This window comes from Hoeflea sp. TYP-13 (genome assembly GCF_040932035.1).
GTDB lineage: Bacteria > Pseudomonadota > Alphaproteobacteria > Rhizobiales > Rhizobiaceae > Hoeflea_A.
Genome location: NZ_JBFRBB010000002.1, coordinates 613,405 through 626,122, shown reverse-complemented (window position 1 = coordinate 626,122; position 12,718 = coordinate 613,405). Strand labels below are relative to the sequence as shown.

Genomic DNA, 12,718 nt, shown 5'->3' with positions numbered 1-12,718 from the left:
TTTAAAAAGGCGCTGCCTGTTGGCAGCGCCTTTTTTGCATCAGCGCCGCAGTTCCTTGCGGATCATCAGTTTCAGGCCGGACCACACTTCGTCTATTGCACAGACCTTGACGTCCACCAGGCCGGTGGAAAGCGCCAGTTCCCGGATCGTATCTTCGGTTATGTCGGTTGGGCGCTTTGACGCCTTTTTGGGCCACGACACCCAGATCATGCCGTTCTGTGCAATGTGCGAGCGAAGTTCCGCGATCAGCGCGGCAAGCTCGCTGGTTTCGGTGACAAAAATATGGGCGGCATCGATTTCGTCACCGCCCTGCACCGGCGTCAGTTCGAGTCCGTAGCTGTTTATCTCGTCCTGCACATGCTGCGGCATTGCATGCCACAGTACCCGGTGGCCGTCTTTCAGGCTGAGTTTCTTTGCCAGATGGGTTCGCGAATAACCGGACATAATCGGTATCGACCTTTCCGTTACACGTTCAGGCACGAAGCTGCGCCACATTTTCGTCTGCCTTCATGGTCAGGCGGCTTGTCAGCGCCGCGGCAAGCGCGGCTGCTATGATCAGGACAATAATCCAGTTAAACGCATCGGCATGGGCCAGCGTTGCCAGAACGAACGACAGCGCGATGACGAATGCCCTTGAGATGCTTTTTGAAACCGCCTGGCAGGCAATGCGCTGCCTCTTGGGCGCGATCTCCAGGAGGTGCAGGGTCTGTGCACTGGTCAGACCCTTGAGGGCAACCGTGACGACAAACAGCACGCCGGCATGCAGATAGACCGAATTAGCCAGATTGAAATTGTATTCTATCAACAGAACAAAACCGGTGGCGGCGATCAGTGTCGCACTCAAAACAATGACAAGCCTGTTCGAATATTCGTTGAAGCCCCGCCAAAGGCGCGAAGCAACTATTGAAGCCGCTGCGGCAGATATGATGAGTGTCGCAAGCACCTGTGATGACGAACTGTGGGCCAGCGCGGTGATAAGAGAAAAGAAGGGGAGCGAAAGGCCGGCGGAGACAATCAGCAATCTCAGATAGAGGAATTTCCTGAACCAGCCCTGCGCAAGCAGTACCCTGGCGTCCGGCAGGAATGTGTGCAGAATCGGCCGGCCTTTCGATCGCCGCCCGGATCTGGATTCAACGGCGGCGGGTTGTTCGTCGTCGAATGCCATCATCAGCAATGCGGATCCGAAAAAGCAGATTATCGCGATCGAAATGATCGCCGAATAGTGATCGATCGGCGGGTTTTCACGCAAATGCCAATGGGCAAATCCGGTGAGGACGACAACCCCAAGGCCGGCGATCAGCATTTGCGTGTAATGAATTTTTCGCCGTCCCTCCGGCTGCAGATTGTCGCCCAGCAAATCGGTCATAAGCAGGACCTTGAACTCTTTGACTGTGGCGCCGATTGCGACCGCGGCGAACAATCCCGCGATGATTGCGGTATTGTTACCTGTAAGGACGACAGCCACCACGAGGGCGTAAGAACCCGCGACGATGCAGTCGAATACGGCAATTGCCTGTTTTCTGTTTTGAATGTTTACCGCCAGGCCGCTGCCAAAGATATTCGTGCCAAAACAGGCCAGGTGGCGCGTTGTTACCAGCAGGCCGGCCACAATCACCGGCAGGTTAAGCGCGATGGCGACATAGGTCAGCACGATCGACGGACCGGCCATGGTCCAGCCCATGATCGCGCACGTGCCTTGCCCTGTCAGGAAGGAAAGATTGCGGCGCTCGGTTCTTGGTTTCCGTTTGCTGATCTGGCCATCTCCTTTTGGTTGCAGCATAGGAGAACGCGGCCTGATTGTGCAGGCAGGAAAGTAATAATTGCCTTGCACAGCCTCAGGTCTCTGCTGCCGCCTGGTCGAGCCTCCGGCTCCTGATCTCTGTCTCCACATGCGCGGCCATGCCATGCCAATGGATCCGGAAACCGTCCTTCAGCGAATGCCTTTGCCGGCGGTGTTTCTGAAAAACCAGAGGCTGGAAATATCCGTCCTGCAATTGGTGATGGAACCGGTTTCAGGCAGGTTCTTCGACGCTCTCCAAGGGGGTTTTGGCATAGAAGAAGCACAACAGGGAAGCTGCGATGCTGGCAGCGATGATCACGGCAACCGCCCATATGGCGGCCTGCGAATGCGCGATTACAGCGAGCACCGACGAAAACACGACGACCGATATCTTGCCGAGGGATTTTGATACGGCTTGCGCCGCTACCCGGATCTCCTTTGGCGCGATCGCCATAAAATGAAGGGTCCTTGCGCCGCTTATTCCGGTGACCGCAACAGAGACGACAAATAACGAGATCGCGTGCAGATATATCGAATGTTCGAGCTGCAGGTGGTGATAGAGCATGAGCACAGTTCCGGCTATCGCCACCAGTACCGTGCCCGCAATCATTGCCAGTCTGGTCGAAATTTCATTGAAGGTTCGCCACAGGGGCGCGGCAATCAACAGCGCCGCGGCAGATGAAATGATGAGGGCGGTCAATCCTTTCGTCGAACCGTGATGCGACTCCGCCGCAAGAAGCGTAAAAAACGGGATAGACAGTCCCACAACCTGAAAAGACAGCCTGATCAGCATGTAATGCCGAAACCATGGCAGCGCCAGCATATGCCGTGTGTTCGCGGCGAAGCGCCTTGCCAAAGCCACCGGAGAATAAACTACGGGGCGTCTTGGCCGCGGAGCCTTGCCGTTCGATGTTTCGTGAACCGCAATGATGGAAATGGCGGATGCAAAAAAACAAAACACTGCGATGGTAACAACGGTTGAGTGCCGGGCAAGCGGGGGATATTCCAGCAGGAACCAGTGGGCGAGCCAGGTCAGTGCGATGGCGCCCAGTCCGCCAAGAGCAGTCTGCGTGTAGTACATGCGCATGCGGTTGCGCGATCGCAACATGTTGCCGAGTATGTCAGTAATCATCAAGCTCTTGAATTCTTCGACAACTCCGATGCAGAAGATGGCTGAAATAAAGGCGGCCATTATGACCGGCTTGGAGCCGTAGATGGCGGCGAGCAAGGCCAGGAGAAAGCAGGCCGCTACCGCAATATCCGCCAGCGCGATCAATCCCTTTTTTCGCTGCCTGCCGGCAACAATGTCACCGGCAATCATGTCGGCGCCCATTGCGGCGGCATGGCGGATAGTGATCAGAAGGCCTGCAACAAAGACCGGCAGTTCCAGCGATATTGCAAGAAATGTCAGAACGATCGACGGGCTTGCCATGGTCCAGCCCATGACCGCAAATGTTCCCTGACCGGCCATGATCGACATGTTTCTTTTTTCGGTTGCGGAAATATCGCCGGTCATTGGGCAGTCAGATCCAGTCGCATAGTTTACGATTATTTTGAGTCCAGGCAGAGCTTATTCGATCTTAACGGCGGATTAAATTAACTGAAATCGCTCGGATTTACGCGAACTCCATGATGGCGATTTCACGATCCGCCAGCCTCGAGCGCACAGGCTATGGCGGCCGCCAGTTGGGCGTTGTTTTTGACCAGTGCAATATTGGCAGCAAGGCTGTGGCCATCGGTTATCGAGAGGATTTCCGATAAGAGAAACGGCGTCACGGCCTTGCCGGCCACACCTTCGGCTTTCGCCTTGTCGAGCGCCTGATGAATGCAGGTCTGCATCTCGGTGCGCGGAATTTCATCGGCTTCAGGCACGGGATTGGCAATCAGCATACCGCCGGCGATCTCCATCGCCTCACGGGTTTTCTGGAAACGGGCTATGTCCTGCGCTGCCGAGCCGCAACGGACTTTCAGGGCCGGCCGGGAGCGGACGTTACGATCACCTCAGCACCCGTCCGTAAATATCTGAAGGCCGCCAAGGTCCGTCACGCTTAACAAACCGGTAAAGCTGTTCGGTACATTCTGGCCGCAAACCTGACCGCCCGGGGCGTCCGTAAGCAAGTTCCCGGTGCTTCCGGCAAGCAGAGTGTGACCGGTATTCACAAACATGAACGCATTGCCGCCGATACCAGAAAGTGTGTTGTCCGCAATCAGCAGATTTGTGTTCGGGGGAGCCGGATCGGGGATCCTGATGCGCGGGTCCGGCATGTCACCGACAGATATGGCATCACCACTGACATTGCGTATCGTGTTTTGCGTGACGTCAATGTTCTTGTTGCCGTGGGATATGAAAACACCTGCTCCGGCTCCCTGGAAGGGTGTTCCGCCGCGGCCCTCAATCGTATTGCCTGAAACCAGAACGTTGTCATGATTCTTAAACAGGCCGATGCCGTTGACACCAAATCCGGTTATCGTGTTGTCCGTAATCACGTGCCGGCCCGTTATACCTGTACTGCCGTCCTGCCACCCGCTCAGCCAGATGGCATCCCGCCCTCCGTCGACAATGTGGTTTCCGGATATGGTAACGTTCGCGTTGTCGTAGCTTAAGAAGATGCCTCTAAATCCAACACGTTCGATCGTGTTATGCAGAATGTCGATATTGTTGCCATTCTGAAAGAAGTAGATACCCGCAAATCCGACGTCGGTAATCGTGTTGCGGGCTATGGTGATATCCTGATTGTCAAAGCTGAAGTCGATACCGCCCCCCGAATTCCGGATTTTGTTATCGAAAATTCTGATGTTGCGGTGTATGTCGTATGGAAATGTGATGCCTCCCCACGACATATTCCTGATGTCCATCTGCTCGATGACGACATTTTCCAGAAGCCTATGGTCGCAGCGGGCGGGAACACCTCTGGTGACCCCATAGTCGCAAAGCATCCTTGCGCCAAGGATACCGGTGAAACCGCCGTCAAGGTTGAGGCCGGCGACGTGCGTGTGCGGCGCAACGGCAATTGTACCGCCAAAAAGGCCGGGTTCGGCAAACCCTGGACTGCTCGTAAGTGTCGGCCGCCCTCCGGGAGCGGTGAAGCCCGCCAACGTGCCGCTTTTCGCGCCTCGAAGCTGAATGGTCGACCCGCCACCCATCAAGGTCTGACGCTGCCATAATTCAATTCCGCCGGCGGCGCCGAATCCGTTGGGGTCGCCATCATGTGGAACCGGAACCGGAGGGGTAATGTCGATGTTGGCGCCAGGATCCTGAACGATGATGAGTGTGTTTTCCTTCATGCCGACAGCCGTTTTCAGGCTTGCCTCATCACTGGCATAGGCCACCCGTTCGAGAGCGACATTGGTCGCGTCGTCAATGACACTTTCACGCCCCGATGCAGTCACGACAATGTCGGTATCGCGCTCAATGCCGTCGAGCATGCGCCGCTCCTGCGGTAAGAGCGATGCAAGCTGGACAGACCGGTCCGAATCGGCATCCGAAATTTCCCCAAACGGAATGCGCAGTTTCAGACCGGCCTGATGACGCGACTGGCGGACATCGTCATAGGTAAACTGATAGCCGGCGGTGAGCTGCGATCCCGGCAGCGCCTCGAAAACATCCGGAACACGCAGTTCCAGCCTCGCCTTGCCGCCGGCAACTTCCTGATTGGCGTCCGAGCTGTCGAAATAATAGCCGCCGCCGTAGGCCCTGAGCTCGACGGCAGAAAAGCTCTCATTGAGCTTTTCAAGGGGTATGCGAAATCCGGCTTCGGCATCCGCACCGCCGAGCGGAACCTCCTGTCCGCCGGTCATGAAGATGCTGTTGCCCTGCAGATGCACCTGGGTCAGTCCGGCGCCGCCGGCCTTCGGATCGGTCAGTGGTATGTAGAAGTTGGCGCGAAAGTCGTAATTGTGGGAAAGCGCCTCAACGCCGCCGGAAAACTGCCAGAACGTGTTGTCGAGGCTTGTCGCGCGGATGTCGGTTCCGACCCAGGCGCCGAGATTAAATCCACTATCGGTCATCTTCCGATAGCCGAGCGCAAAATTGCCTTCCTGGTTGTTCTGCTCGAAGAATTTGCCTTTGATATCCAGAAAGAAAAGGCTGTCGGGGGTCTGTACGATCGGTGCGAAGACGGTCACCTCGCCGCGACTGGTCCGATCGGTACCGTAATAGCCACCGAATTCGAGCCAGCCGTGCCACTTTGCGGCGGGGTCAGAGTGGTACGTGTTCTCATCCGCCTCCGCACCGATACAGAAGCCAGCAAACAGCGCGACGGACATCAAAAGGTGCCGCCCAAGGCGGCCACCGGGAGCCTTGCTGGTCCTTCCACCCTGCAAACCGCCTGGGTGGTTTTTTACCGGAGCAAGGTGCCGGCATCTCGGGCCCGATGGGCAAAATAGTTCATTGACCGCCGAATCAGGTTGCGGGCGGCTCGCATTGTCCGCCACTGCAAAATTGTCTCTAGTACGCATTGTCCCGCCATTCCCCGGAGTATTAAAGTTATCCGGCATCCGGACAGACCGGGCAGGACACACCGGTTAGGGCACGGGAATCATGCACACCCCATTGCGCTTAGGTTTAAATAGGGAATTGTAATCCTTAGTTTATGTGCCGCTGTGGATGATCTGTAACGATGTGTGCGGTCGGTTCGCAGGCAGACTGGTGACGGACATTTATTTCGAGTTGGCCAGTGCGCAGGCTATGGCGGCCGCCAGTTGGGCGTTGTTTTTGACCAGTGCGATGTTGGTGGCAAGGCTGCGGCCGTCTGTAATCGAAAGGATTTCCGACAAAAGAAACGGCGTCACGGCCTTGCCGGTCACACCTTCGGCTTTCGCCTTGTCGAGCGCCTGATGAATGTAGGTCTGCATCTCGGTGCGCGGAATTTCATCGGCTTCAGGCACGGGATTGGCAATCAGCATACCGCCGGCGATCTCCATCGCCTCACGGGTTTTCTGGAAACGGGCTATGTCCTGCGCGCTGTCGAGCCGCAACGGGCTTTCAAGGCCGGATTGGCGCGACCAGAAGGCCGGTAACTCGTCGGCGCCGAACGTGACAACCGGAACGCCCCTTGTTTCCAGAACCTCGAGCGTTTTTGCAATGTCGAGGATCGCCTTTGCGCCGGCGGAGACAACAATGACCGAAGTGCGGGCAAGTTCGTCGAGGTCTGCGGAAATGTCGAAGTCGCTCTCCGCGCCATGATGAACGCCGCCAATGCCGCCGGTGGCAAACACACCGATGCCGGCATGCGATGCCGCCATCATCGTTGCAGCGACCGTGGTCGCACCCGTCCTGCCCATGGCAACGGCAAAGGCGAGATCGGCGCGCGAGACTTTCATCGCGTCCTTGCTTTTGGCAAGTGCAACCAGCTGTTCTTCTTCAAGACCGATATGAAGGCAGCCTTCGATCACAGCGATTGTTGCCGGTATCGCGCCCTCCGCGCGAATGATGTTTTCGACGTCGCGCGCCATTTCAATGTTGCCGGGCCAGGGCATGCCATGGGTGATGATGGTCGATTCAAGGGCGACGACGGGTTTTCCGGCGTCAAGCGCTGCACGGACTTCGCTGGAATAACTTGAGGGAAAGATTGAGGACTTTGTCATTTTCTATCCTGGGAGTGATGTATTTTTATTGTTTTGCGCTTCATGACAGAAATTCCGGCTGCGGAACGAGCGCCATGGCTTTTGCAAGTGAATCGGCATCAAGTTCCGGCGGTGCGGCATTGGGGGAACGCACAGCGATGCCTGCCGCCGCGACACCGCTTTTCAAAGCGTCGCTGAAGCCGGCGCCATTGACCATTGCGTTGACCGTTGCCGCCGCCAATGCATCGCCGGCGCCGGTGACGTCGACAATGCTGTCGATTGCAGGCGGCGCAATCTGGAAGACCCCTTTACGGTCGAAGCCGAGCACCGGTTCCGCGCCACGCGTAATCGCCGCACAAGTGATGCCGAGTGCGCGCAGTTTCTGCGGCCATAATTGCGGCTGAACCGGTCCGCCGCACAGCGCGTCGGCTTCGGCAGCATTGAGAAAGAGGACGGAAAGGCCTGTAAAAGCCTGCGACAGGCGAGGGACCTTTGCCGGCGATATGGCAATCGCTGCAAGCGGTTTTTCATGCGCAGCCGTCATCGACGAAAGCGCGCCGATCGTGTCGGGCGGCAGGTTGGCGTCGCACAGCACGAAATCGCTCGCGGCAACCGCCTCGCGAATGGATTTTCGCGACAGCTGGCGGTAGACGAACCGGTCGTAGAGATCCATATCCGCAACGGCAATGACGAGATCGCCATTGTTTTCAAGAACGGCCGAATAGCTGGGCGTTTTCCGGTCGAGGAAGACCTGTGCCATGTCCTCAATGCCGGCGGCCTCGACGGCCTGGCCGACCGCTTCACCGGCGGCATCGCCACCGCGCACCGACACCATGGCGACACTGTCGCCAAGCCCTGCCAGATTGCGCGCCGCATTAAAACCGCCCCCGCCGGGCTCTTCGTGCCAGTTGCCGGGATTGCTCGCGCCCGGCACGGTCTCGCCGCTGATCGTTGCGCGTCTGTCGATATGTGCGCCGCCGAAAACAAGAACGCGTGCCATCAGCAATTGCCTTTCCCAAGGGCCGGATGCGGCCCTGAAATGAAGCAGTTGCCTTACGGCAAGCCGGAATGCAATTCAAATCTCAAATATCAGGCCTGACCGTGCGGCGAATTTATGGGGATCGGCATCACGAATGCCCTCTGCGGGATATGGGGATGATTCTGTGACGTACGCCGAATCGCGTTCTTGTGCATTGGAACGGTCGGTTTCCTGATTGTCATCAGGATTGAAAATATTAAAACAAAAATAGAACACGCGGTATTTTATTGTATAAATACACTGCCTTAAGGTGTGGTTGCAATACGAGAACAAATGCAGTACATTTTTTCCCGGCGGCTTTCATTGCCAGTGATGCGTATATAACCTAAAGGTGGACGGAATGGCTCAGAACTCTTTGCGGCTTGTAGAGGAAAAATCGGTGGACAAAAGCAAGGCACTCGACGCGGCGCTCTCGCAGATCGAACGGGCTTTCGGCAAGGGCTCGATCATGAAGCTCGGTTCCAACGAGAACGTTGTCGAGATCGAGACCGTGTCGACGGGGTCGCTGGGGCTGGACATTGCGCTCGGAGTTGGTGGACTGCCGAAGGGGCGCATAATCGAAATTTACGGGCCTGAGAGCTCGGGCAAGACGACCATGGCGCTGCACACGGTTGCCGAGGCGCAGAAGAATGGCGGCATTTGCGGATTTATCGATGCCGAACACGCACTTGATCCGGTCTATGCGCGCAAGCTTGGCGTCGATCTTGAAAGCCTGCTGATTTCACAGCCGGACACCGGTGAGCAGGCGCTTGAGATAACCGATACGCTGGTGCGTTCCGGCGCCATTGACGTGCTGGTGATCGATTCCGTTGCTGCGCTGACGCCGCGCGCCGAAATCGAGGGCGAGATGGGCGATTCTCTGCCCGGCATGCAGGCAAGGCTGATGAGCCAGGCGCTGCGCAAACTGACCGCGTCGATCTCGCGCTCCAACTGCATGGTGATCTTCATCAACCAGATTCGCATGAAGATCGGTGTGATGTTCGGTTCGCCCGAAACGACGACCGGCGGCAACGCGCTGAAGTTCTACGCTTCGGTTCGCCTTGACATCCGCCGCATCGGTTCGGTCAAGGATCGCGATGAGGTTGTCGGCAACCAGACGCGCATCAAGGTCGTCAAGAACAAGATGGCCCCGCCCTTCAAGCAGGTGGAATTCGACATCATGTATGGCGAGGGCGTCTCCAAGACCGGCGAGCTCATTGATCTCGGGGTAAAGGCCGGCATTGTCGAGAAATCCGGTGCCTGGTTCTCCTATAACAGCCAGCGGCTGGGGCAGGGCCGTGAGAATGCCAAGACTTTCCTGAGGGAAAACCCGCATCTGGCGGAGGAGATCGAACTGGCGCTGCGGCAAAATGCCGGGCTGATCGCCGAGCAGCTGCTTGAAGAAGGCCGTCCCGACGATGGCGAGGCCGATGAGGCGGATGCCGCCGAAGGTTAGCGCTCCTCAATTCAGCGATTGAATATGGACTGGCCGGTGGCGATGAAAATGCCGCCGGCCATTTTGTTTGCCGGGATCAGTTTTCGCCGCTTCTGCCTCAAGTGTTGCGGTGCAAGGACTGTCTGGACAGCCCCTTGCCGGACGGATAAAAGCCCAAAGACCGTTGGTAATTCATTACTGACTTACTTTGCATATCGGTCGGCAGGAACAGAAAGATCAAAGGGCGTTCTATGAGTAGTAGCGTAAACGAGATCCGCACGGCATTTCTCGACTATTTCGGCAATAACGGACATGAGGTGGTTCCCTCAAGCCCGCTGGTGCCGCGCAACGACCCGACGCTGATGTTCGTCAATGCCGGCATGGTGCAGTTCAAGAACGTCTTTACCGGTCTTGAAAGCCGACCCTACAGCCGCGCCGCCACGTCACAGAAATGCGTGCGCGCCGGCGGCAAGCACAATGACCTGGACAATGTCGGCTATACGGCCCGCCACCACACCTTTTTTGAAATGCTCGGCAATTTCTCGTTTGGCGACTATTTCAAGGACCGAGCCATCGAGCTTGCCTGGAACCTAATCACCGGCGAATTCGGTATCGACAAGAACCGCCTTCTCGTGACTGTCTACCACACGGATGACGAGGCTTTTGATCTGTGGAAGAAGATCGCCGGCCTGCCGGACGAGCGCATCATCCGCATCCCGACGCATGACAATTTCTGGGCGATGGGCGACACCGGACCCTGCGGGCCGTGTTCCGAAATCTTCTACGATCATGGCGACCACATCTGGGGCGGACCTCCCGGTTCGGCGGAGGAAGACGGCGACCGCTTTATCGAGATATGGAATCTCGTCTTTATGCAGTATGAGCAGATTGCCGCCGATGAACGGATCGATCTGCCGCGCCCGTCCATCGACACCGGCATGGGGCTGGAGCGCATTGCCGCCCTGTTGCAGGGCAAACACGACAATTACGACATTGACCTCTTCCAGGCGTTGATAGGAGCATCCGTTGAACTGACCGGCGTCAAGGCCGAGGGTAAGGCACAGGCAAGCCATCGGGTGATTGCCGACCACCTGCGGTCCACAGCGTTCCTCATTGCCGATGGCGTGCTGCCGTCAAACGAAGGCAGGGGCTACGTGCTTCGCCGTATCATGCGCCGCGCCATGCGCCACGCGCAGCTGCTGGGTGCGCGCGAACCGCTTATGTGGAAGCTTCTTCCCGCGCTGGTCGAACAGATGGGGCGGGCCTATCCGGAGCTGGTGCGCGCCGAAGCGCTGATTTCCGAAACGCTGAAACTCGAGGAAACCCGTTTCCGCAAGACCTTGGAGCGCGGTCTGAACCTGTTGGCCGATGCCAGCGCCGGCTTGACAGAAGGCGATGAACTCAGCGGCGAAACCGCTTTTAAGCTGTACGACACCTATGGGTTCCCGCTCGACCTGACCCAGGATGCGCTGCGCCAGCGCGGCATCACGGTCGACGATGCCGGCTTTACGGCTGCCATGGAAAAGCAGAAGGCCGAAGCGCGGGCCAACTGGGCCGGATCGGGCGAGGCTGCAACCGAGACCATCTGGCTGGAGCTGCGCGACAGGCTCGGCGCCACCGACTTTCTCGGCTATGACACCGAACAGGCAGAAGGTGTTGTGCAGGCCATCGTGCGTGACGGCGCGGAGGTCGGGAAAGCTTCACAGGGCGAAGAAATACAGCTTGTCGTCAATCAGACGCCATTTTACGGAGAATCCGGCGGTCAGGTCGGCGATACGGGCACAATCACAGCCGACGGCGTGACCATCCGCGTGACCGATACGCAAAAAAAGGGCGAGGGGCTCTTCGTCCATCGCGCCATTGTTGAAGAGGGAACGATCGAAACCGGTGCCGAAGTCGTGCTGACGGTCGATCACGAGCGCCGCAGTCAGGTGCGGGCAAATCACTCGGCCACCCATCTGCTGCACGAAGCGCTGCGCGAAGTGCTCGGAACCCATGTGGCCCAGAAAGGTTCGCTCGTTGCGCCGGACCGGCTTCGCTTCGATATTTCCCACCCCAAGCCGATGAACGAAGACGAAATCGCCAGGGTCGAGGATATCGCCAACGGGATCGTCATCCAAAACAGCCCGGTCACTACGCGCCTGATGGCCGTTGACGATGCCATCGCTGAAGGTGCCATGGCGCTGTTCGGCGAAAAATATGGCGATGAAGTGCGCGTTGTCTCCATGGGCACTGCCCAGGAGGGCGACAAGAAGGACAAGACCTATTCGGTTGAACTGTGCGGCGGCACCCATGTGAATGCGACGGGCGATATCGGCCTTGTCCGTGTCATCGGCGAGAGCGCCGTGGCAGCCGGCGTGCGCCGGCTTGAGGCACTGACGGGCGAGGCCGCGCGCAGATACCTGTCTGATCAGGACACGCGCATAAAGTCGCTTGCCTCCTCGCTGCGGGTGCAGCCCTCGGAAGTCGTCTCCCGTGTCGATGCGCTCGTTGATGAGCGCAAGAAGCTCGAGCGCGAGATCAGCGATCTTAAAAAGAAACTGGCGCTTGGCGGCGGCACGAAGGAAGCCGACGAAACGCGCGATATCGACGGCGTCAAATTCCTCGGCAAGACCGTCAGCGGTGTCGAGCCGCGCGATCTCAAAAGCCTTGTCGACGATGCCAAAACCGCACTCGGGTCAGGTGTCGTGACGCTTATCGGCGTATCCGGCGAAGGCAAGGCCAGCGTCGTTGTCGGTGTGACCGAAGATCTGACGGGCCGGTTCAGCGCCGTGGATCTGGTGAGGGTCGCATCGGCGGCGCTTGGCGGAAAGGGCGGCGGCGGTCGTCCGGATATGGCGCAGGCCGGCGGACCCGATGCCGGCAAGGCCGATGCTGCCGTTGAGGCTGTCGCGGAAGCTGTCGCGTCCTGAGCAGGCCT

General features: G+C 57.9%; 8 protein-coding genes and 1 pseudogene. 2 read left to right on the top strand and 7 right to left on the bottom strand.

All coding sequences use genetic code 11. The annotated features are described in order from the left end of the window. Positions 1-39 precede the first annotated feature (39 nt). The 7 genes and pseudogenes from ABVT35_RS13285 to ABVT35_RS13255 form a co-directional block, all read right to left on the bottom strand. On the bottom strand, positions 40-480 hold the full coding sequence (locus ABVT35_RS13285) for a DUF3052 family protein (RefSeq protein ID WP_368467059.1): 441 nt from the start codon (positions 478-480) through the stop codon (positions 40-42). Then, positions 473-1,780 (bottom strand): hypothetical protein, encoded by a 1,308-nt coding sequence (locus ABVT35_RS13280; RefSeq protein ID WP_368467058.1) that lies wholly within the window; start codon positions 1,778-1,780, stop codon positions 473-475. The genes ABVT35_RS13285 and ABVT35_RS13280 overlap by 8 nt, the downstream gene beginning before the upstream one ends. A gap of 232 nt (positions 1,781-2,012) precedes the next feature. Continuing rightward, on the bottom strand, positions 2,013-3,296 hold the full coding sequence (locus tag ABVT35_RS13275) for a hypothetical protein (RefSeq protein ID WP_368467057.1): 1,284 nt from the start codon (positions 3,294-3,296) through the stop codon (positions 2,013-2,015). Between the two features lie 125 nt (positions 3,297-3,421). Next, positions 3,422-3,718, bottom strand: a pseudogene (locus ABVT35_RS13270) (pseudouridine-5'-phosphate glycosidase); the annotation flags it as partial. A 63-nt stretch (positions 3,719-3,781) separates the two neighbouring features. Next, positions 3,782-6,046 (bottom strand): right-handed parallel beta-helix repeat-containing protein, encoded by a 2,265-nt coding sequence (locus ABVT35_RS13265; RefSeq protein WP_368467056.1) that lies wholly within the window; start codon positions 6,044-6,046, stop codon positions 3,782-3,784. Between the two features lie 393 nt (positions 6,047-6,439). Beyond that, the gene (locus tag ABVT35_RS13260) at positions 6,440-7,366 is read right to left on the bottom strand and encodes a pseudouridine-5'-phosphate glycosidase (RefSeq protein WP_368467055.1); all 927 of its coding nucleotides are present in this window, start codon (positions 7,364-7,366) and stop codon (positions 6,440-6,442) included. Positions 7,367-7,406: 40 nt separating this feature from the next. Continuing rightward, entirely contained in the window at positions 7,407-8,345 is a 939-nt protein-coding gene (locus ABVT35_RS13255) for a carbohydrate kinase family protein (protein WP_368467054.1), read from the bottom strand. Between the two features lie 379 nt (positions 8,346-8,724). On the opposite strand from ABVT35_RS13255, the gene recA reads away from it, so the two are divergent. Continuing rightward, positions 8,725-9,819: a recombinase RecA gene (gene recA / locus ABVT35_RS13250; RefSeq protein ID WP_368467053.1), complete on the top strand. Its 1,095-nt coding sequence runs from the start codon at positions 8,725-8,727 to the stop codon at positions 9,817-9,819. A 230-nt stretch (positions 9,820-10,049) separates the two neighbouring features. Next, positions 10,050-12,710, top strand: coding sequence for an alanine--tRNA ligase (gene alaS, locus ABVT35_RS13245; RefSeq protein WP_368467052.1), 2,661 nt, complete (start codon positions 10,050-10,052; stop codon positions 12,708-12,710). The last annotated feature ends 8 nt before the right edge of the window (positions 12,711-12,718 follow it).

Excerpts from the sequence above, each read along its gene's own strand:
- recA (WP_368467053.1), top strand. The coding sequence starts at position 8,725 with ATGGCTCAGAACTCTTTGCGGCTTGTAGAGGAAAAATCGGTGGACAAA.
- ABVT35_RS13260 (WP_368467055.1), bottom strand. The coding sequence starts at position 7,366 with ATGACAAAGTCCTCAATCTTTCCCTCAAGTTATTCCAGCGAAGTCCGT.
- ABVT35_RS13255 (WP_368467054.1), bottom strand. The coding sequence starts at position 8,345 with ATGGCACGCGTTCTTGTTTTCGGCGGCGCACATATCGACAGACGCGCA.
- ABVT35_RS13275 (WP_368467057.1), bottom strand. The coding sequence starts at position 3,296 with ATGACCGGCGATATTTCCGCAACCGAAAAAAGAAACATGTCGATCATG.
- ABVT35_RS13265 (WP_368467056.1), bottom strand. The coding sequence starts at position 6,046 with ATGTCCGTCGCGCTGTTTGCTGGCTTCTGTATCGGTGCGGAGGCGGAT.
- ABVT35_RS13280 (WP_368467058.1), bottom strand. The coding sequence starts at position 1,780 with ATGCTGCAACCAAAAGGAGATGGCCAGATCAGCAAACGGAAACCAAGA.
- alaS (WP_368467052.1), top strand. The coding sequence starts at position 10,050 with ATGAGTAGTAGCGTAAACGAGATCCGCACGGCATTTCTCGACTATTTC.